Genomic DNA, 20,740 nt, shown 5'->3' with positions numbered 1-20,740 from the left:
TTAACTATTTATTTTCTGCACGTGTCCAACCTTTACGTGTCAAAGTGATTTTACCTGTTTCAATATTGATAAGGCGTTGTTTGTATAAATGACCAATTGCACGTTTGAATGCACCTTTGCTCATATGAAATACTTCTTTAATTGCTTCAGGGCTAGATTTATCCCAGAATGGCAACTCGCCTTCGTATTCCACAAGTAAATTAAATATTTTTTCGCCATCGTCATCTAAACGTTCGTGTGCAAGTGGTAAAAATGAACCGTTTAACTCCCCTTTATCGTTGACGCCGATAATACGGACGTCACATGCTTGACCTAAACGTGGCTCTTCTTGACGTTCTGACTCATGCACAAAAATTTTATAACCGTCTTCTGATAATAAAAATGTGCCAACACGTAATAAACGGTATGGACGTGCTTTCATCATGTGATTGCGCATGTCTTCAAGTTTGTCTGCTGCAACAGGGGTAAACATTTGATGAACTGTCGTTTCTGAAGCGAGACGTGCGAACATTTGTCTGTCACGGTCAATACGCAATGTACATAATACTTCGTCACCTTTTTCTGGCCATAATGACTTCAATTTAGGTAGATCTTCCCACGGTATTAATACTTCACGAGGCAATCCAACATCTACACGAGCCCCATCGCGATCGGTGTTTAACACGCGTACAAAATCATAACGTCCAACAGTAATATCTGGCATGTTTTGAGTCGCAAACAAATCGCCAGCACGGTTAGGATAGACGAAAAAGCTATACGACTCCCCTATTTCTAAATCATCATCTTCATTCACTTCTGATGCATTTAATTTAATTTTTTCTCGGTTTGGACCTTCTAAGTGATACGTAGAACCTTCAAGTGACTTCACTTCTAAAAATTCTATCGTCCCAATAATTTCATTTTCTTTAAATGACATAACGTACTCCTCTTTAATTGATAAGTTATATCTATTATAGCATGTCGATGTGTGATAAGCAGTGAAATAATGAAATCTCTTGAACAACGACAGTGATTTCAGTTGAAACCTTGATAGAAAATACAATAGAAATTAGATTTATAAGGCATTCTCATGATATAATGCATCCATTAGAATAAATGAATTAAAGGAGAAAATGCATGTTACAAGTTACGGATGTAAGTTTACGTTTTGGTGATCGTAAATTATTTGAAGATGTGAACATTAAGTTTACACCAGGCAATTGTTACGGTTTAATTGGTGCAAATGGTGCCGGAAAATCTACTTTCTTAAAAATCTTATCAGGTGAAATTGATTCACAAACAGGTCACGTGTCACTCGGTAAAGATGAACGTTTGGCAGTCCTTAAACAGGATCACTTTGCGTATGAAGATGAGCGCGTGTTAGACGTTGTGATTAAAGGTCATGAACGTTTGTTTGAAGTGATGCAAGAAAAAGATGCGATTTATATGAAGCCTGATTTCAGTGACGAAGATGGTATTCGTGCAGCTGAACTTGAAGGCGAATTTGCTGAAATGAACGGTTGGAACGCAGAATCTGACGCTGCAACATTGTTATCTGGCCTAGGCATTGGTACAGACTTGCACGATAAAACAATGTCAGAGCTTGAAAATAACCAAAAAGTGAAAGTGTTGCTCGCCCAAAGTTTATTCGGTGAGCCTGATGTACTTTTACTGGATGAGCCGACAAACGGTTTGGACATTCAAGCGATCAGTTGGTTAGAAGACTTTTTAATTAACTTTGATAATACCGTGATTGTTGTATCCCACGACCGTCACTTTTTAAATAATGTTTGTACGCACATTGCTGACTTAGATTTCGGTAAAATTAAAGTTTATGTCGGAAACTATGACTTCTGGTATCAATCAAGTCAATTAGCACAAAAAATGGCGCAAGAACAAAATAAGAAAAAAGAAGAGAAAATGAAAGAGTTACAAGACTTTATTGCACGTTTCTCTGCCAATGCATCTAAATCAAAACAAGCAACGAGCCGTAAAAAACAACTTGAAAAAATTGAATTGGATGATATTCAACCGTCTTCACGTCGTTATCCTTTCGTAAAATTCACGCCAGAACGTGAAATTGGTAATGATTTATTATTTGTTGAAAACCTTTCTAAAACCATTGACGGTGAAAAAGTGTTAGATTCACTGTCATTTACGATGAACCCAAATGACAAAGCGGTATTAATGGGCGAAAGTGAAATCGCAAAAACGACACTACTTAAAATTTTAGCCGGCGAAATGGAACCGGATGAAGGCAGCTATAAATGGGGTGTCACAACTTCACAAAGCTACTTCCCTAAAGATAACTCGGCGTATTTTGAAGGCGTTGACATGAACTTAGTAGATTGGTTAAGACAATATGCGCCAGAAAATGAACAAACTGAAACATTTTTACGTGGTTTCTTAGGACGTATGTTATTCAGTGGTGAAGAAGTGAAGAAAAAAGCTAGCGTTCTTTCCGGTGGTGAGAAAGTACGTTGTATGTTAAGTAAAATGATGCTTTCTAGTGCGAACGTATTGTTATTAGATGAGCCGACGAACCATTTAGATTTGGAAAGTATTACCTCTGTCAATGAAGGTTTGAAATCATTTAAAGGGTCTATGATTTTCACATCGCATGACTTTGAGTTTATTAATACGATTGCGAACCGTGTGATCGATTTAGATGTGCCTGGTGGTTTATCGAAAGAAATTTCTTACGAGGCGTACTTAGAAGAAAAAGGGATTTTGAAATCTAAAGCATAAAAATTTTTTAACGGGATGATATCATGTCATCTCGTTTTTTATTTTGAGTGAATCGGATACATATGTAGTTCTCCCCTATTATGTCTACTTGGGTGGCTCGTTTTTTTAGCACCTTCTTTTAACAACACGTTGCTTATAAAAAAATCGACATATGAACCTAAAAGAATGCTGAAAATTTTAGCATTTTCTGTTTACACGTGATGACATTCTATGTATAATGGTATCCATAATAATTGAATAGTTATTGATGAGGCGCATCGATCATAAGTAGATATATTGAAGTCATGTCTGCAAGCATTGTATATCGAAAGGGTGAGATGCCGAAACGAACAGTATTGCAGGTACTTGTTTGTTGGATTCTTTGGTTAAGAGCTAAGAATCTGTCATTATTGTTACAATAATGGAGTGCATCACTTGTATATAGAGTTAACAAGTTCGCACGCCGAGCTTGTTTTTTATTTATCATTTTTGAAACGGTCTGATAACAGTGACTTTCACCCTCTTCAAAAAATGCTCTAGTGACCAACATAAGTGCCCAATGTACTACCAATAGCTCAATTATTATCTAAATTTTAAGAACATTACAATCTTTGTGAATTGAAAAAAATGGAGTGAAGTGGAATGACAAAATTAGCAGTTGTAGGTGCAACAGGATTAGTAGGAACTAAAATTTTAGAAACACTTGATCGTAAAGGTATTGCTTTTGATGAACTCGTGCTTTTTTCTTCGGCACGTTCAGCAGGTCAAGAAGTCACGTTTCAAGGTCAGACGTATATCGTACAAGAATTGACAGATGAAGCAACGGATGGTGGTTTTGATTACGTCTTAATGAGTGCGGGTGGCGGTACGAGTGCGCATTTTGCCCCACTGTTTGAATCACACGGTGCCATTATTATTGATAATTCGAGTCAATGGCGCATGACGGAAGACGTTGACCTTGTCGTACCTGAAGTCAATGCCCCTACTTTTAAAAGAGGCATTATTGCTAACCCAAACTGTTCAACGATTCAATCGGTCGTACCACTGAAACCATTGCAAGAAAAATATGGGTTAAAACGCGTGGCATACACGACTTATCAAGCTGTGTCAGGTTCAGGTATGAAAGGTAAAAAAGACTTAGAAGACGGTCCAAAAGGTGTGGCGCCGCAAGCTTACCCACATCCAATTTATAACAACGTATTACCACATATTGATGTCTTTTTAGAAGATGGCTATACAAAAGAAGAACAAAAAATGATTGATGAAACTAGAAAGATTTTAAATGAACCGACTTTAAATGTTACAGCAACTTGTGTACGTGTACCGGTACAAGATAGTCATAGTGTTCATATGAATGTGACGCTGGACCAACCGGCAACAGTGGAAGCCATCCAAGCACTTTTTGAACAAGATGCACGTGTTGTCCTCGTCGATAACCCAGCCAAAAATGAATATCCAATGGCGATTCATTCAACAGGTCGTGATGAAGTGTTTGTCGGACGTATTCGTAAAGACGATTCGTTAGACAATACATTCCACATTTGGGTCACTTCAGACAATTTATTAAAAGGTGCTGCGCTTAATGCAGTCCAAGTGTTAGAACAGGTACTTCAATTGAAAGGAGCATAAACTATGTCACATATTTTTGAAGGCACAGGCGTCGCTTTAATCACCCCTTTTTCGAATGGAGAAGTGGATTATGACGCGATCAAAAGACAAGTCCAATTTTTAATCGACAATGGTATTCAATCCATCGTGGTTAACGGTACAACAGCTGAAAATCCAACTTTAACAGATGAAGAAAAAGATCGTATTTTAACAACAGTAATAGAAGAAAATGCGCAACGTGTCCCTATTATTGTAGGAACTGGGACGAATAACACGCAAAAATCAATTGAAGCGTCTTTACGTGCAAAGGCATTAGGTGCAGATGCGATTATGCTCATCACACCGTATTACTTAAAAACGAGTCAACGTGGTTTAGTTGCCCATTTTGAAGCGATTGCGAATGCGACAGAACTACCTGTAGTCCTTTATAATGTGCCATCAAGAACAAATTCAACAATCGAAGTGGATACAGTCGTTCGTTTAAGTGCGCATCCATATATCGTTGCGTTAAAAGATGCGACTGATGATTTTAATTATTTAGCAGAACTTCAACAACGCTTAGATACAGACAAGTTTGCATTGTATAGTGGCAACGATGATAATATTGTGTCATATTATAAACAAGGTGGTCATGGTGTCATTTCGGTCGTTGCAAATGTCATCCCGAATGAATTCCAACAAATTTATACAAATGTGAAGGATCGAGCAGCACGCTTTGAACCGATTGCAACCCTTCTTGATGCGATGCGTGTCGATATTAATCCGATTCCGATTAAATATTTGGCAGCGTTAGAAGGCTTTGGGCAATATGAGGTGCGCTTACCATTAGTACCACTGAATGACGAAGAGCAACAACAGTTAAAAGCAGTTTACCAACAATTTAAAGCAGGTGTTCGGACATGAAAATTTTATTAATTGGATACGGCGCAATGAACCAACGTGTCGCACGATTAGCTGAAGCGAACGGACATGACATTGTAGGTGTCATTGCAGGTCGTTCAACGGCGCATGTGCCCTATCCGATTTATCAAAAAATCAGTGAAGTGACAGATGCGGATGTAGCGATTGACTTTTCACATCCACAATTGTTATTGCCATTATTAGAAGAAGATTTCACACTGCCCCTTGTCATTGCAACAACGGGTGAAAAGACACAAATTACTGATAAACTTCAAGCGTTAAGTGATAAAATGCCAGTATTTTTCAGTGCCAATATGAGCTATGGTGTCCACGTATTGACTAAAATATTAGAAGCGGCAGTCCCTTTACTTCAAGACTTTGACATTGAATTAACGGAAGCGCATCATAATCAGAAAGTGGATGCACCAAGTGGTACGCTCGTTAAACTTTATGATGTGATTGAATCGTTACGACAAGATGTCACACCCGTTTATGACAGAAGTCAACACGATGCGAAACGTACGAAAAATGAAATCGGTATTCATACGGTGCGTGGAGGTACGATTGTCGGTGAACATGATGTCTTATTTGCAGGAACAGATGAAACGATTACCCTCTCTCACCGTGCCCAGTCGAAAGATATTTTTGCGAATGGTGCGTTAGGTGCAGCAGAAAAGTTAATTCACCGTCAACCAGGGTATTATACTTTTGATAACTTATAAAAGGAGCGTATAAAACGTTATGGTTAAAAATTTTACAGCTGAAGAAATCATCCAATATATTAGTGATGCGAAAAAATCTACACCGATTAAAGTTTATATCAACGGTGAATTCAGTGACGTGCAATTTCCGGATCAATTTAAAGTATTCGGTTCAGAAAATTCAAAAGTCATTTTTTGTGAAGCATCAGATTGGCACGCATTTTATGAAGAAAATCAAATGCGAATTGAAGACTTAGAAATTGAAATGGACCGACGTAATTCGGCCATTCCATTGAAAGATTTAATCAATACGAATGCACGAATCGAACCAGGCGCATTTATTCGTGAACATGCCGTAATTGGTGATGGCGCTGTCGTGATGATGGGTGCAACGATTAATATTGGTGCCATCGTGGGTGAAGGAACGATGATTGATATGAATGCAACATTAGGTGGTCGTGCAACTACCGGTAAAAATGTCCACGTTGGTGCTGGTGCAGTATTAGCAGGTGTAATTGAACCCCCAAGTGCCTCTCCTGTAGTGATTGAGGATAACGTGTTAATTGGAGCGAATGCTGTTATTCTTGAAGGCGTACGTGTTGGTGAAGGTGCGATTGTTGCTGCGGGTGCCATTGTAACGCAAGATGTACCAGCAGGTGCTGTTGTTGCAGGGACACCGGCGAAAGTGATCAAACAAGCGCATGAAGTAGAAGATTCAAAACGTGAAATTGTCGCAGCGTTACGTCAGTTAGATCAGTAATACATCCACAGGCGCGCTATCATATCTCATATCGGCGCCCTGTTCCAGCGATGATAAACATAACGCTACTTTTTATGAGGACTGGGACATTAAGTTATCCCATCCTCTTCTCTTTTTATACATAATGATGGGAGTGAAAGCATATGAATGAACTTGAATTTGTCACGCAGCATCGTCGATATCTTCATCAACATCCCGAGCTGAGTCTTCAAGAACACGAAACAACACAATACTTACAACATTTTTTAGAGTCATTAGATATTCCATATGAACGCCCTCTTGAAACAGGGATTATCGGTTTTTTAAAAGGCCAAAGTGATGAAACCATCGCTTTTAGAGCAGATATCGATGCCCTACCGATTCATGAACAAAATGATGTCGATTATCGCAGTACAGTAGATGATCGCATGCATGCTTGTGGCCATGATGGTCATACCACAGCGCTCATGCTATTTGCACAACGTTGTAAAGCGCTATATGATAAAGGTGAGTTGCCACATAATGTGTTATTCATTTTTCAACCTGCCGAAGAATCCGGTGGTGGCGCGAATTTATTAATTAAAGCCAACGCATTTGCATCATATAACATTAAAGCAATCTATGGTGTTCACGTCATGCCTTTTGTTGAAGAAGGTTCAGTCGTCATTCGTGATAATGAAATTACGGCAAGTGCGACAGAATTTCGCTTTTTTATTGAAGGTGAATCGAGTCATGTTGCCAACAAAGAACAAGGTAAATCTGCCGGAGAAGCGTTACAACATATTATGGCGCAATTGTCTCAAATTCAACAGTATCATTTGAATGGATTGCAACGAAATATCGTTCATATCGGTCATTTTCATGCGGGAGAAGCAATTAATACCGTTCCGAGCAATGGCTACTTAGAAGGCACGATTCGTACGTATGATATGGATGACTTAAGTATTATTCAAGGACAAATGCAAAAAATTAGTGACAGTGCAGAATTGTTATTCGGCGTGAAATGTGACGTGCGTTTTGCGGAAGGTTATCCACCGACTATGAATGATCCTGCATTGAAAAAATATGTCGTCGAAAGTCTCGAATACAATCAGCTTAATGTAATCGAAAATGAACTGCCCTATTTATTTGGTGAAGACTTCAGTTTTTATGGTCGAATCGCACCGGCATATTTCGTCTTTGTCGGGACACGTAACGAAGAAAAGCAGTTCGTGACAGGTTTGCATACACCGCATTTAAACTTTGATGAACGCATGTTGATTCGTATTGCAGATTATTATGAACGATTGTTAATGAACTACAACGAGGTGGAAGCATGACAGCATTATGGCAAGTCGATTCAGCCCAATTTCTTCAAAATGTGAAACAAGTAACGCAAAATCAATCTGTGATGGCGGTTGTGAAAAATAATGCGTACAATTACGGCTTGGATTTTGCCGTACAAACGTTTCAACAAGCAGGTATTGATACGTTCAGTACGACATCGTTAGTTGAAGCGGTGCGTATTCGAGAGCTGGCGCCAGACGCAACGATATTTTTAATGAATGCGACAGATGAATTTGACCGTTTGAGAGCAAATGATATCCATATGACGTTACCTTCTTTAGCGTTTTATCATACACATAAAGCAGCTTTAGCGGGTGTGAAAGTGCATTTGGAATATGAAAATCTACTCCATCGTTCTGGCTTTAAAACAACAGAAGAATTGCTCGCCGTTTTAGCCGATCACGAGCAGAATCCGGCACCTAAAATGGAAATTACTGGTTTGTGGACGCATTTCGGTTATGCGGATGAATTTGATGTCGACATGTATGAACAAGAACGTGAGGCATGGTTGGCTATTGTGGAGACACTCGTGCAACAACGAGGGTATCATTTCGACCTCATTCATGCTCAAAATAGTGCCAGTTATTATAGAGAAGGCCAACGTCTATTTAATCATCATACACATGCACGTATCGGTATTGCGCTATATGGTTCGCGTCCCTACTCGAGTCTGTCAGTTGATCGCATTACACAAGCATTGACCGTAAAAGCCAATGTGGTTCAAGTGCGAAATGTCCAACAAGGCGATCATTGTGGGTACAGTTTTGCTTATACCGTAGATCAGCCGCATACACGTTTAGCGGTTGTAGATGTCGGATATGGAGATGGCATTTTACGGACAAGAGCGCAACATGATGTCTCGATTAATGGCAACCGTTATCCGATTCGTGCGCTCATGATGAGTCATATGTTTGTGGAAGTAGATGACACAGTATCAGCGAAAGATAGCGTTATTTTATATAGTTCAGATTTGCGTATTGATGACTACACGTTTAAAGGTGTTGGCGCTAATTCTGAACAACTCAGTGCATTAAATTTGAATTCGTTAATAAAGGAGTATGTTTAAATGACAGTTAGTTACAATCAAAATGGTGAATTAACATTGGGAGGAACAAGTTTAAAAACGTTAGCACAAAGTTTCGGTACGCCGACAATTGTGTATGATGAAGATCAAATTCGTCAACAAATGAGACGTTATCACAGTGCTTTTCAACAAAACGATATCGGCTATGTGTTATCTTATGCCTCAAAAGCATTTACATGTCTTCAAATGGTTAAACTTGCGGCTGAGGAAGATTTCGAATTAGACGTCGTATCAGAGGGAGAGCTTTACACAGCATTAGAAGCAGGCTTTGATCCACAACGCATTCATTTTCATGGCAACAATAAAACGAAACATGAAATTCGTTATGCCCTTGAAAGTGGTATCGGCTATTTCGTTGTTGATGCATTAGATGAAATTGACCTCATCGAACAGTATGCGACAAAACCTGTAGATGTACTGTTGCGTGTGAATCCAGGTGTTGAAGCACATACGCATGAATTTATCCAAACCGGACAAGAGAAAAGTAAATTCGGTCTTTCTTTAAAACATGGGCTCGCTTTAGAAGCAGTTGAAAAAATCCGTAACACTCATAATATCGTGTTGAAAGGCATTCATTTCCATATCGGTTCGCAAATTGAAGAAACAACGGGAATGATTGAAACGGCTAAAATGGTGCTGAATTGGCTCGACGAACATGCAATTGCGATCGATTTACTCAATTTAGGTGGTGGCTTTAGTGCGCAATACGTTGAGGCTGACCAATCATTCGACATTGAAGCAAGTATTACAGAGATTGTACAAGCGATTAAAGCAGAGTGTCAGCAGTTAAAATACCCTATTCCGACATTGAGTATTGAACCAGGACGTTCTATCGTTGCGGAAGCGGGTGTAACGCTATATGAAGTTGGCACAATCAAAGACATTCCTGGTGTCAATAAGTATGTGTCTATCGATGGCGGAATGAGTGATCACATCCGCACAGCTTTATACGACGCGAAATATCAGGCTTTATTGATTAATCGTAATGAAACACCTGATGAAACAGTTACCATTGCAGGAAAACTGTGTGAATCAGGCGATATTATTATTCATGAAGCACAATTACCTTCTAGTGTAAAACGAGGCGATTATTTAGCAATACTAACGACAGGTGCGTATCACTATAGTATGGCTTCAAATTATAACCAAATGCAGAAACCAAGCGTCTTCTTTGTGAAAAATGGTAAAGCAAGAGAAGTCGTGAAACGTCAATCGTTACGTCAATTGATTATTAATGATGTGAAATAAGCACAATTCATGGTATGAGGCAATGAATGTTTGCTTCGTTAGATAGATACTTTTGACATGTTGATTTAATGTAATGATAAAAAAGAGCACCTCACCTTTTTATCGGTTAGGTGCTTATTTAGGTTTAATTCCGAATACTAAATATTCAAACGCTTCATCTGTTAATTCTGAAAAACCTTCTGGCGGATCAATCGGTTCAATAAGAAGCATTCTGATAACAGGATAAAAACATTTATAAAAACAAAAAAACAGCGAAGCGAACTTCACTGCTTTTTTCTAAGTCAATATTGCATCTATTTATTATAGTTTAACAACGTTTGCAGCTTGAGGACCGCGGTCGCCTTCAACTACTTCAAATTCAACTGATTGACCTTCATCTAATGATTTGTAACCTTCTTGGTTGATTGCAGAGAAGTGTACGAATACATCGTTTTCTCCTTCTACTTCGATAAAACCAAAACCTTTTTCAGCGTTAAACCATTTTACTGTACCTTGTTTCATAATCTGTGAAACCTCCAAGACTAAAATTCAATATGCGCTATTCGCATATTACAAAAAATACTGATTCATTCTTTATACTTTCGATAAATAAAAACTGAAAAATATTCTTTGCAATATGGAATAATGCCATTGCTTACCCCTATTATAAGGTAATGTGACAATATTTGCAATATAGAATTTAAAATTTATTGATTAGTCTATAATTGGCAAATTCAAATATATTTTTTCGTTTTTTAAAGTAATGAAGCTATAAAAAATCTGTAAATCTTCATCACAATCTTCACAAAAGTTTAAATCACAATTATTATAAAATGCATAAATGTTATGTTTGCCAACAATAAAATTGTCATAATCTGTTTTGGCTTGTTGAATCATGCGTTGATACGCTTGTTCAAACGCTTCAAAGGTCTCAAATTTTTGCGAATCAATGATGTGTTCTGGCCAATCATCGAATAACCACCAACCTTCATAGTCTGCACGAATCTTAGCAACTTCCCACATAACTAACGTCCCCCCATATGTAAAAAAAGTCTTACTAAAGAAGATAGTATCTTTAAATTTAAAAAGCAAGCTAAAAGACCTAGAAATAAGTGATATGAAACTTAAATATTAGTCTTTTGCACTGAAAATACTTATAATTAAGTGGAGGGGTGAAATGTATGAAACATTATTTAATCCGAGTATACGGACGTGTTCAAGGGGTTGGATTTCGTTATTTTACTGAACGCTTAGCTTTGAAGTACCAAATCAAAGGTACAGTGAAGAATATTGAGGATTATGTAGAAGTGCACGCACAAGGTGATGATACGTCACTTGAATCCTTCACACAAGCAGTCATTAATGGCGCTTCCCCTGTTTCACGTGTCGATACTTATACAATAGATGAACTTGAAATTAACGAGCAATATCAAAACTTTAGAGCGATTTCATAAAGGAAGATGAATATGAGATATTTATTATCGAGGGTTTGGGGTGCCGTAGTTGGCGTGCCTGTTGCAGTTATCGCCTTTTTTACAAGTGTCATTTTAGATTTTACATTTTTAATAGATTTTGTCATCGGCATCGCAGGTTTTGTAGTCGGTTATGTCCCTACACAGCGTTTGACGTCACGTGCCTATTTGAAAGAAATGAATTTGACACGTAAAGATTATCACTATATTATGCATCAAATTAACTTAGTTCAAAGCAAAAACAAGCGTATTTTAAAGTCGTTTATTAAAGTTAGATCGATACAAGATTTTAAATTAGTGAATGATATTTACCGATTATCGCGTACAATTAATTCAGCCATTAAACAACGACCTTTTCAGTTTTTTAATATTGAAAGCTTTTATTATTCGCATATCGATAATGCGTTAAACCTAATTGAAAGTTATACGCGGCTTGCTAAAATGCCACTTAAAGCAGACAACGAGCGACAAATGCTACAGCAAACACGGATTACTTTAGAAGAAGTGAAGCGGACACTCATTGCAGATTTAAAGCAAATTAATGCGCAAGATTATGAGCAGTTGGATACTGAAATGCGACTCAATGAAATATACCAACGAAGAAATGTTAAAGAAATGGAGAATGATTCATGATGTCAAATGATCTCGCGAATGAAACTAGTACACATCCATTAGATGCCTATTTTAATGATTTTGATCATCCAAAAACAGGAGCAGTGACGGAAGTAGAAACAAAAGCGCTAAACGAACATTTTAACGACCAAGACCGTCAAAAAATTCAAAGTTTAGCAGAGCAAATCGAACCGTTAAATCATGATAGTTTATTGAAATTCGGTTCAAATGCACAAACACATCTTTCTCATTTTTCGCATCAAATGTTAGATGAAATTCAGTCGAAAGATGTGGGTCCGATTGGCGAGACTTTGGAACAGTTGATGAAAAAGTTAAAAGAAGTGAATCCAGATGAGCTATCGCAACAAAATGACAATTTCCTCAAAAAATTGTTCAAACGCTCAAAAAATTCGATGCAGCAACTTTTTTCACGTATGCAATCTGTAAGCGCACAAGTCGATCGTATTTCGATAGAGCTAGATAAGAATAAAGGATTGTTAATGAAAGATATTCAACTGTTGGACGGCTTGTATCAACAAAATAAAGACTATTTTGATGTTTTGAATCTTTATATTGCAGCGGCCGAACAAAAGAAAAAGGAAATTGAACAACAGGTGTTGCCAGAGATGCGTCAACGAGTGAAAGATGCTGATGACCAAATGGCAGTGCAAGATGTTGCGGATATGGAACAGTTTGTCGACCGTCTTGAAAAGCGAATTTATGACTTGAAATTATCACGCCAAATATCATTACAATCAGCGCCCCAAATCCGAATGATTCAAAATGTCAACCAAGCATTAGCAGAAAAAATACAAAGTTCGATTTTAACAAGTATTCCATTGTGGAAAAATCAAATGGCGATTGCGTTAACACTGCAGCGTCAACAAAAGGCAGCGACAGCACAAAAGCAAGTAACAGATACGACGAATGAAATTTTATTACGTAATTCTGAAATGTTGCGTCAAAATGCGCGTGTCACTGCAGAAGAAAATGAGCGCGGTATTGTTGATATCGAAACATTGAAGACGACACAAGATAATATTATTCAAACGATTGAAGAAACATTGCAAATTCAACAAGAAGGCCGTGAAAAGCGTCAGCAGGCTGAGAAAGATTTGCTTGCGTTAGAATCAGATTTAAAAGCGCGTTTAACTACAGCGAAAGACCAGCGCGACAGTCAGTAAAGATGTATAAAAAACAGGCTCGGACATTCAGTTGCCAAGCCTGTTTTTGTGCTAATAGACATGATCATCTGTTGTTTTGCGATCAAGTTCATAATTTTCATCTTTTCTCGATTCAGAAACATATTCACGCATTCTCTCTTTATCTGGTGTCAGTGTTAAGCCGAGATGACGTCGTTCTAAATTGGCGTCTTTATAGAATGATATGAGCATCAATATAATGACGATGCTAAAGGGTAACGCCGAAATAATCGCCGCTGATTGTAATGCGCCTAAGCCTTCCCCACCACTTGATAATAATAAAACAAAGGCGATGAGTGAGAGTAATAAGCCCCAAATGACTTTTACACGTCCTGTAGGTGTTATGGAACCATGTGATGTTTGCATGCCGAGTACGAAAGTGGCTGAATCTGCAGAAGTGATAAAAAATGAGCCTACGAGTAACATCGCAATGACAGATAATATCGGTCCGAGTGGTAATTCATTAAATATGCCAAACAGCTGTGTTTCTGGAGTCATTTTGAAGAGTTCTGGTGTAGCTTTTGCGACCTCGATACCTGTAACACCAAAGACGCTGAACCATAAAATACTCACAAGTGTAGGGACTAATATGACCGCAATCACAAATTCTCTCACTGAGCGCCCTTTTGACACGCGTGCAATAAAGATACCTACAAATGGACTCCAACTCATCCACCAGCCCCAATAATAAATGGACCAACTTTCAAGCCACTTTGCTTTATTAGGATTAAGCGGTGCGACGTCGAGACTGTTAAAGATAAATTCATCAAAATAAAGGCCTGTTGCTGACGTCATGATTTTGAAAATTAAAATGGTTGGACCGACGATTAATGTAATCAACAGTAAAATTCCGGCAAGACCCATATTTAAATTACTCAAATATTGAATCCCTTTGCTCAGACCGCTCCAAGCTGAAATGAGAAAGAGCACGGTAACGATAAGAATGATGAGGGATTGCACCCAAATATTTTGTGGCACACCGAATAAATAATTCAGACCACCGTTAATTTGTAACGTCCCGACACCGAGTGAAACAGCGACCCCAATAACTGTCGCAAACACAGCGAGTACATCAATAACGATGCCTAATGTACCATCTACTTTATCTCCAAATAATGGACGAAGTGTTTTAGAAATGAGCCCGTCTTCATTTTTTCTAAATTGGAAATATGCGAGCGATAGTGCAACGATTCCATACATGGCCCAAGGATGTATCCCGTAATGGAAAAACGCTGAACGCATCGCATCCATTATCGCCGCGTTTGTTTCAGGTTTCGCATTCGGTGGTGTTAAATAGTGTGTCATCGGTTCAGTGGCGCCATAAAAAACGAGACCAATCCCCATTCCCGCACTAAATAACATCGCGAGCCAAGATATTGTTTTGAACTCCGGCTCATCATCGGGTTTTCCTAAACGCAATTTCCCTATTGGACTAAAAATAAGAAATAGACTGAAAAACACAATAAACGTCATCGTAATCATGTAGTACCAGCCAAATGTGTTAATAATCCAACTGCCGATTTGTCCTGACACTTCACCAAATTGCTTTGGGAAGAACACACCTAATAACACCATCAGGAACACAAGAATGGCAGAATACAAAAATACTTTTGACAATTTTTGGTTTTCTTTCATAAAAAATGAACCTCTCCTTTAAACATAAGTCATCATCTGCCAACTTTAATATCACAATAGTGCTTTAAATGAACAGTGACAGTTCCAATGTCCTCACTTTTTTCATACATGCGGCGAGTCAAGAGAACGTCATATGGATTTAAAGTACGATTGCAAAATTCTAAAAGGTAGCCATGAAAATTAAAAGTTGAAATAAAGTTGTGAAGTAAACAATATCGTTCAACTTTTTTCATTTACCCCCATATCCATAAAATAAACGTCATTTACAAATCATTGGGCTCAATTGATTAGGTCTTAAGTTAAAGGGCATACAATGGGGTCATTGCATGTTGAGAGGTAAAGTTTAAAGAGGAATGGGAAGGGACATAAAAATTTCAAGTCTCAATCCATTCATATATTTTTGACTGATTAAATGATTTTAAAGTAGTTGGAAAATGAGGATGAATGGATAAAACATTGATGCTATTGATTTATTGATTTCATAAACTTGCCCTCAGTTTCGCTGTGTTTAATATAAGATTGCCCAGAAGGCTGAGACTCCTGAGGGAATGCGTGCATACTGCTGACAGTCGCTTCTTTACTTTAATAGTGGTTGCTGTTTATCGCAGTAGCTGTCTGACTTCTCAACGTATACACTTTTGAGAAGTCTAGTCAGCCTTGCGGGGGCAGTACGACGAAATCTTTGTTACACATAAAATTTCTGTACTGCTTCCAAAATCCACAATGAATGGGTGCGCTGGGAATCAATAAACGGTGTTCCAAAAGCAGGATTTTCGACAGAACTCCCGCGATTTCGGCAAAATTTGGAAATCAATTTTGCTCATCGCTCGGTTCTGCTCAAATCCTAAGCGTTTTTGTCACAACCTCCCCTCAGCCCCTAGGAAACGCGAAGCCATGAAGGCAATCTAAAGCCACAAGACATAGGGAGGGCAAGTTTAACAAAAATATTGCATCAATAGCATCAAAAGTTTTCAAGCCCCATCCCTTTGGTATACACAACAAAATATAGTAAAGGAGCTGAGGAAACTTAATGTCCCAGCTCCGTTTTGTTAATGAGTTAAGCTTATTCTTTTTCGTACACGATGATATCAGAGTTTTTCATAAATGCCCCAATAATGTAACCGATAATCATCGTAATGACAGCGATTGGGAACCACTCTAATGAATGTTCATGTAATGGCAATTGATTGATAAAACCAATTTTCGCCCAACCATTGGCATTGATAACGCTTAGAATCGATTCAATCGTTACAACTGCGACAGTAATTTGTTGTGTAATCGGACGAGTCGGTACAAGACGTGCGATTAAAATTAACAATACTGTTGTAATAGCGATTGGATAAACGATCAATAATACAGGGATTGAAAGTTTAATTACTGCATTTAAACCTAAGTTCGATAAAATAAAGCTGATGATTGTAAAGATAAAGACATAAACTTTATATGAAATTTTAGGTAAAATACTGTTGAAATATTCACTTACTGATACGATCAATCCACATGCTGTCGTTAAACAAGCCAGCGCTACGATAATACCGAGTAAATATTTTCCTAATGAACCAAAACCTGTATCTGCCATCGTAATGAGCAAGTAAGCACCGATGTTTTGGTCATTTTCAACTAATTTTTTCATTGTTTCTTCAGGAATAATCATGTGGTTACCGATGAATCCTAAAGAAATGTAAATGACTGCTAAAGCGATGGCAGCAATGATACCTGCCATTGCTGTTTGTTTGAAAATATCATTCGCGTGTTTAATGCCTGTCGCTTTAATTGCATTCACAACAATCATTGAAAACGCAATTGCGGCAATCGCATCCATCGTTAAATAACCTTCAGTGAAACCTTTTGAGAAGCCACCTAGCGCGGAAGTATATACTTCAGGCTTCGCAGTGTTTTGTGCACTACCTCCAAAATCTACAAAACCTTTAATAATCATCGCAATAATCGTGATTAAAAGTAGCGGTGTTAAAATGGCACCGATACGGTCAACGATTTTTCCAGGATTCAAACATAAGTACAACACGATTAAGAAATAGATCACTGAGAAGACGAACAACCAAACAGGACTACTCGAATGAATGATCGGTGTCACAGTCATCTCGAAAGACGTTGATGCTGTACGTGGAATGGCAAATAGCGGTCCAATTGTTAAATAAATTGAGACTAAAAATACAACTGAGAAAACAGGGTGTATTTTGTTAATTGAACCAATGTACCCTTGTTTATCAAAGGCACCTACCATCACGCCCATTAATGGTAGACCAATCCCCGTAATGACAAAAGCTAAAATTGACGGCCAAAAGAATTGTCCACTTTCCAGTCCTAAATTTGGTGGGAAAATCAAGTTCCCTGCGCCAAAAAAGATGGCAAATAACATAAACCCAATAAATAAAGTGTTTTTATTCATAATGCTGCTCCTTAAAATTCCTAAATAAATATGATTCATTCTATCACAAGAACATGTAACCGTCTATAAAATTTCTGAAAATTTGAAAATTGTTGTTACAAAATAGGCAAAAAGAACTAAAATGATTTCAATAACAACTTTTTCAGTAATGGTGAAAGTAAGCTTGGCAAATGTTCGACACCTTCAACAAAGATGGCATATTGCCCGTAAATGTTATGGATCGTTTGTTCGATGGATTCAGTTATGGGTTCTTGACTTAAAAAGACGTTGAACACTTCGATGCCAAGTTTGCGTGAGTTTTCAACAGCTTCATACGTATCCAAAATGCCATCTTGACTATAGTTAAACGCAGAAGGTTCACCATCCGAAAAGACAATAAGAAAACGCTGTTGTTCCGAACGAGACAATAAACGATCACTTGCAACCCGAATTGCGACCCCATCACGATTATCGTCTTGCGGTGTGAGTGACATAATTCTCAGTGCTTCGGTATTGAAAGTTGACTGATGGTAATTAATAATCTCATCAATGATATTCGGTTGATATTGTGCATCTGCATCAAACGCATCTTCATTAAACGCAAGTATTTCATGCTTTACATTGAGTGCTTTCAATGTTTCATGGAATAGTACAACACCTTTGATCGTCTCATCCATTTTGTCGTGCATGCTCGCTGATGCGTCAATGAGTAACGTAAAAGTAGCGTCAAAAGTCCGGCTCTGGTCAGCTTTTTTATAAAATAATTTGTACTCATCATCTATAAACCAATTGAGCAAATTACGCTGCAAACGCCCTTTCGTTAAATTCGTACGCACATCTTGATATTCACGATCAATCGTCTTTTTAATAATTTGAATAAGGTCTTTGATTTCAAATTGAACAGATGTTTGTACTTGGCGATAACTTTCAATGTATTCTGGCAAAATATCAGGCACGTGCCACTTGATATCGACATATTGGTTAATACCTTTGAGACTTAGTAATGCATTTGAAGGCCCTTGTTCGCCACCTTCTTGATCATCTAACGTATCATTGGAACCTTTGCCTTTTTTACTCATCATGTCTGTCATATCATCAGTGCTGTCACCTTCACGTGCACTATCATCACCTAGCACATCACTGTTTTCGCCTTCATGAAGTTCCATTTCAAGATAAGCGCCACCAGCAGATTCGCTATCGATATTTTTAGACTCAATTTTTTCAGTTTCGACATCGTCCTCTTCCGCTCCGTTATGCTGATCCGTATTTGCAGCATCGACACGTTTCAAATCTTCAAGAGTCAACTGGCATAATGCTTCATAGACGTGACGTGGGATGTGATAATACTCGTTTAACATATCTTCGTCTAACCAGTCATCCACTTGATACATAATCCGTTGCGTTAAATACATCGTTTCTTCACTTGACTGAAGTTGAAAAGCATCTGGCAAATATTGATAAATGAATTCGAGTGTCGGCTGAAGGTCAGGATGAATATGCGGAATGGTATAAAAATCATCACGTAAAAATGAATATTCTAAATTTAAAAAGAACAAATCTGTAAATAATGTTTTCGTTTGATACACATTTATTTGTGATGCACTGTATTGTTGACGCGTTTGCTTACGAAGTTGAATCAATTTTTGTGTGCGTGGACGTTCGCGTTCAATTAAACTTAAAATACGCATCTCTTCCATCATCTTAAACAGTTGACGATAGAGTTTCGGATGATGGAACCCTTCTTCATTCGCCACGACTTCATTGACGATTTGTGGGTCCATATGAAAATAACTATAAGTCGCCAGTAAAACGTCTGTCTTCAGTCCGGTATGTTCAATATGCTCAGGTCGATGGGCCCAAAAAGAACTACAAATGACTTCATCATTGATAGCATCATAATAAGGAAATTTGTGGACTTTGACTTGTGTATTCGGATCTTTCAACAACAGCCGTGCCAAATCTTGTAACATCATCATTTTCATGGCATCGAGTTGTTCGTCGTTAAACATGATAAAGCGATCGCTCATAATATCACCTTCTAAAAGTTAAGTTCTACCGCATTCATTATCGCTTGTTGTTCACGTTCATCTTCTAATTTGTCAATGATACTACGTTGAATCGCGCGTTCAATCGGCATCACTGTCGCTAAATCGCTCATATCAATTAATGCACGAATACTTGCTGCTTCTTCAGACAATTGTCCTTGTTGTGTCATCGTACGTAAATCAGCATTAAATTTAATAATTTGGTCAATTAATGGATCGTCTTGCAATAAACTTTGCGCCTTGATGACATCATGTAAAGTTTGGCCGTCAATATAATCTACATTAATCACGACGAAACGGTTTTTTAATGCCTCATTCATCGGTAGTGTCCCAACATAGCCTTCATTAATGGCTGCTATGACTTTAAAACCAGGCGCCGCTTTAATCACTTCACCTGTAAATGGGTTGGTCAATTGACGACGATAGTCCAACACACCATTTAAAATTGGTAACGTTTCCGGTTTCGCCATATTGATTTCGTCGATGTATAAAATATGACCTTCACGCATCGCACGAATAACTGGACCATCGATAAAAACAATCTCTTGATGGCCTTGATCTGATGTTTTAATCGTTTTAAAGCCGAGTAAACTTTCTGCATCTAAATCAACAGAACAGTTAATTTGATGCATCGGTAATTCAGTCATTTCGCTCAATGTTTCAGCTAATCTCGTTTTCCCTGAACCAGTGGGCCCTTTTAGTAATATGTTTTTATTCAATTCGAACAACTTGATTGCATCTCCAAGAACAGTTTCATCGGAGTTAATATAACCAGTAAATTCCTTAACCATTGTCATTTCCCTTTCTATTTAAGTGCATGAAAAAAGACGTGAGTACCGAGATACCCCCGCTTTTTGAAATTTTAAATCGTGATAACACAAGAAGTGCTTATACTTCTTCAAAATAAGTTTTGTAATAACCGCCGACGTGACCTGAGTTATCAATAATTTGATAGTATTCTTCAGTTTCGTTAACGACATCATATGTTTGTCCAACAGTTAACATATCGCTGACAGTAAATTTCTTTGCATCTGTATGAACGACTTTCACCTTTTTAAGTGGTGTACGCGTTTTCCAAGTTTCATGTAACATAG

At 37.9% G+C, this 20,740-nt stretch carries 19 protein-coding genes and 1 riboswitch; of the genes, 11 read left to right on the top strand and 8 right to left on the bottom strand.

What is annotated here, in order from left to right:
* Nucleotides 1–4 precede the first annotated feature (4 nt).
* Complete coding sequence (locus EL101_RS07710) at nt 5–916, bottom strand: CvfB family protein (protein ID WP_096596308.1); 912 nt, start codon at nt 914–916, stop codon at nt 5–7.
* A gap of 200 nt (nt 917–1,116) precedes the next feature.
* On the opposite strand from EL101_RS07710, the gene EL101_RS07705 reads away from it, so the two are divergent.
* The 8 genes from EL101_RS07705 to lysA all read left to right on the top strand — a co-directional run bounded on the left by EL101_RS07705 (nt 1,117) and on the right by lysA (nt 10,312).
* On the top strand, nt 1,117–2,727 hold the full coding sequence (locus tag EL101_RS07705) for an ABC-F family ATP-binding cassette domain-containing protein (RefSeq protein ID WP_019165354.1): 1,611 nt from the start codon (nt 1,117–1,119) through the stop codon (nt 2,725–2,727).
* Nucleotides 2,728–2,966: 239 nt separating this feature from the next.
* Nucleotides 2,967–3,146: riboswitch (Lysine riboswitch) on the top strand.
* A gap of 202 nt (nt 3,147–3,348) precedes the next feature.
* Complete coding sequence (locus EL101_RS07700) at nt 3,349–4,335, top strand: aspartate-semialdehyde dehydrogenase (protein WP_096545423.1); 987 nt, start codon at nt 3,349–3,351, stop codon at nt 4,333–4,335.
* Between the two features lie 3 nt (nt 4,336–4,338).
* Nucleotides 4,339–5,217, top strand: a complete 879-nt coding sequence (gene dapA / locus EL101_RS07695) for a 4-hydroxy-tetrahydrodipicolinate synthase (RefSeq protein ID WP_096596307.1) — start codon at nt 4,339–4,341, stop codon at nt 5,215–5,217.
* Nucleotides 5,214–5,936 carry a 4-hydroxy-tetrahydrodipicolinate reductase gene (dapB, locus tag EL101_RS07690; RefSeq protein ID WP_096541225.1) on the top strand — a complete coding sequence of 241 codons (723 nt, stop codon included), beginning with the start codon at nt 5,214–5,216 and terminating at the stop codon, nt 5,934–5,936. Before dapA ends, dapB begins: the two co-directional genes overlap by 4 nt.
* A gap of 19 nt (nt 5,937–5,955) precedes the next feature.
* Nucleotides 5,956–6,675 carry a 2,3,4,5-tetrahydropyridine-2,6-dicarboxylate N-acetyltransferase gene (gene dapD, locus EL101_RS07685; RefSeq protein WP_096541222.1) on the top strand — a complete coding sequence of 240 codons (720 nt, stop codon included), beginning with the start codon at nt 5,956–5,958 and terminating at the stop codon, nt 6,673–6,675.
* A 143-nt stretch (nt 6,676–6,818) separates the two neighbouring features.
* Nucleotides 6,819–7,973, top strand: a complete 1,155-nt coding sequence (locus tag EL101_RS07680; RefSeq protein ID WP_096596306.1) for a M20 metallopeptidase family protein — start codon at nt 6,819–6,821, stop codon at nt 7,971–7,973.
* Entirely contained in the window at nt 7,970–9,046 is a 1,077-nt protein-coding gene (alr, locus tag EL101_RS07675; protein WP_096596305.1) for an alanine racemase, read from the top strand. The genes EL101_RS07680 and alr overlap by 4 nt, the downstream gene beginning before the upstream one ends.
* On the top strand, nt 9,047–10,312 hold the full coding sequence (gene lysA, locus EL101_RS07670; protein ID WP_096596304.1) for a diaminopimelate decarboxylase: 1,266 nt from the start codon (nt 9,047–9,049) through the stop codon (nt 10,310–10,312).
* Nucleotides 10,313–10,612: 300 nt separating this feature from the next.
* On the opposite strand, the gene cspA is transcribed toward lysA, so the two are convergent.
* Together cspA and msaA are read right to left on the bottom strand one after the other, a co-directional pair.
* The gene (gene cspA, locus EL101_RS07665; RefSeq protein ID WP_014613945.1) at nt 10,613–10,813 is read right to left on the bottom strand and encodes a cold shock protein CspA; all 201 of its coding nucleotides are present in this window, start codon (nt 10,811–10,813) and stop codon (nt 10,613–10,615) included.
* A gap of 192 nt (nt 10,814–11,005) precedes the next feature.
* A complete protein-coding gene (msaA, locus tag EL101_RS07660) occupies nt 11,006–11,314 on the bottom strand; it encodes a regulatory protein MsaA (RefSeq protein ID WP_096596303.1) in 309 nt (102 codons plus the stop codon).
* Between the two features lie 158 nt (nt 11,315–11,472).
* Here msaA and EL101_RS07655 point away from each other — a divergent pair, with 158 nt between their 5' ends.
* The 3 genes from EL101_RS07655 to EL101_RS07645 are packed head-to-tail and all read left to right on the top strand — an operon-like array spanning nt 11,473 to nt 13,559.
* A complete protein-coding gene (locus EL101_RS07655) occupies nt 11,473–11,745 on the top strand; it encodes an acylphosphatase (protein WP_096596302.1) in 273 nt (90 codons plus the stop codon).
* A 12-nt stretch (nt 11,746–11,757) separates the two neighbouring features.
* Entirely contained in the window at nt 11,758–12,396 is a 639-nt protein-coding gene (locus tag EL101_RS07650) for a 5-bromo-4-chloroindolyl phosphate hydrolysis family protein (protein ID WP_096596301.1), read from the top strand.
* Nucleotides 12,393–13,559: a toxic anion resistance protein gene (locus tag EL101_RS07645; protein ID WP_096596300.1), complete on the top strand. Its 1,167-nt coding sequence runs from the start codon at nt 12,393–12,395 to the stop codon at nt 13,557–13,559. The genes EL101_RS07650 and EL101_RS07645 overlap by 4 nt, the downstream gene beginning before the upstream one ends.
* Nucleotides 13,560–13,610: 51 nt before the next feature.
* Here the strand turns inward: EL101_RS07645 and EL101_RS07640 are convergent, their stop codons facing one another.
* The 5 genes from EL101_RS07640 to EL101_RS07620 form a co-directional block, all read right to left on the bottom strand.
* Nucleotides 13,611–15,212, bottom strand: a complete 1,602-nt coding sequence (locus tag EL101_RS07640; RefSeq protein WP_096596299.1) for a BCCT family transporter — start codon at nt 15,210–15,212, stop codon at nt 13,611–13,613.
* A 1,063-nt stretch (nt 15,213–16,275) separates the two neighbouring features.
* Nucleotides 16,276–17,622 (bottom strand): branched-chain amino acid-like transporter carrier protein BrnQ3, encoded by a 1,347-nt coding sequence (gene brnQ3 / locus EL101_RS07635; RefSeq protein ID WP_096596298.1) that lies wholly within the window; start codon nt 17,620–17,622, stop codon nt 16,276–16,278.
* A gap of 116 nt (nt 17,623–17,738) precedes the next feature.
* Nucleotides 17,739–19,628, bottom strand: coding sequence for a vWA domain-containing protein (locus tag EL101_RS07630; protein WP_096596297.1), 1,890 nt, complete (start codon nt 19,626–19,628; stop codon nt 17,739–17,741).
* A gap of 11 nt (nt 19,629–19,639) precedes the next feature.
* Entirely contained in the window at nt 19,640–20,437 is a 798-nt protein-coding gene (locus EL101_RS07625; RefSeq protein WP_096596296.1) for an ATP-binding protein, read from the bottom strand.
* A 97-nt stretch (nt 20,438–20,534) separates the two neighbouring features.
* A complete protein-coding gene (locus tag EL101_RS07620) occupies nt 20,535–20,738 on the bottom strand; it encodes a DUF6501 family protein (RefSeq protein ID WP_019165338.1) in 204 nt (67 codons plus the stop codon).
* Nucleotides 20,739–20,740 lie beyond the last annotated feature (2 nt).

It is taken from the genome of Staphylococcus delphini (genome assembly GCF_900636325.1).
GTDB lineage: Bacteria > Bacillota > Bacilli > Staphylococcales > Staphylococcaceae > Staphylococcus > Staphylococcus delphini.
The sequence above is the reverse complement of the archived record's forward strand: the minus strand, read 5'-3'. Positions and strand labels throughout refer to the sequence as shown.

Coding starts and splice junctions, on each gene's coding strand:
- EL101_RS07700 (WP_096545423.1), top strand. CDS start 3,349: ATGACAAAATTAGCAGTTGTAGGTGCAACAGGATTAGTAGGAACTAAA.
- dapD (WP_096541222.1), top strand. CDS start 5,956: ATGGTTAAAAATTTTACAGCTGAAGAAATCATCCAATATATTAGTGAT.
- EL101_RS07710 (WP_096596308.1), bottom strand. CDS start 916: ATGTCATTTAAAGAAAATGAAATTATTGGGACGATAGAATTTTTAGAA.
- EL101_RS07680 (WP_096596306.1), top strand. CDS start 6,819: ATGAATGAACTTGAATTTGTCACGCAGCATCGTCGATATCTTCATCAA.
- alr (WP_096596305.1), top strand. CDS start 7,970: ATGACAGCATTATGGCAAGTCGATTCAGCCCAATTTCTTCAAAATGTG.
- brnQ3 (WP_096596298.1), bottom strand. CDS start 17,622: ATGAATAAAAACACTTTATTTATTGGGTTTATGTTATTTGCCATCTTT.
- EL101_RS07625 (WP_096596296.1), bottom strand. CDS start 20,437: ATGGTTAAGGAATTTACTGGTTATATTAACTCCGATGAAACTGTTCTT.
- msaA (WP_096596303.1), bottom strand. CDS start 11,314: ATGTGGGAAGTTGCTAAGATTCGTGCAGACTATGAAGGTTGGTGGTTA.
- EL101_RS07655 (WP_096596302.1), top strand. CDS start 11,473: ATGAAACATTATTTAATCCGAGTATACGGACGTGTTCAAGGGGTTGGA.
- dapB (WP_096541225.1), top strand. CDS start 5,214: ATGAAAATTTTATTAATTGGATACGGCGCAATGAACCAACGTGTCGCA.
- lysA (WP_096596304.1), top strand. CDS start 9,047: ATGACAGTTAGTTACAATCAAAATGGTGAATTAACATTGGGAGGAACA.
- EL101_RS07705 (WP_019165354.1), top strand. CDS start 1,117: ATGTTACAAGTTACGGATGTAAGTTTACGTTTTGGTGATCGTAAATTA.
- EL101_RS07630 (WP_096596297.1), bottom strand. CDS start 19,628: ATGAGCGATCGCTTTATCATGTTTAACGACGAACAACTCGATGCCATG.
- cspA (WP_014613945.1), bottom strand. CDS start 10,813: ATGAAACAAGGTACAGTAAAATGGTTTAACGCTGAAAAAGGTTTTGGT.
- EL101_RS07640 (WP_096596299.1), bottom strand. CDS start 15,212: ATGAAAGAAAACCAAAAATTGTCAAAAGTATTTTTGTATTCTGCCATT.
- EL101_RS07645 (WP_096596300.1), top strand. CDS start 12,393: ATGATGTCAAATGATCTCGCGAATGAAACTAGTACACATCCATTAGAT.
- dapA (WP_096596307.1), top strand. CDS start 4,339: ATGTCACATATTTTTGAAGGCACAGGCGTCGCTTTAATCACCCCTTTT.
- EL101_RS07650 (WP_096596301.1), top strand. CDS start 11,758: ATGAGATATTTATTATCGAGGGTTTGGGGTGCCGTAGTTGGCGTGCCT.
- EL101_RS07620 (WP_019165338.1), bottom strand. CDS start 20,738: ATGTTACATGAAACTTGGAAAACGCGTACACCACTTAAAAAGGTGAAA.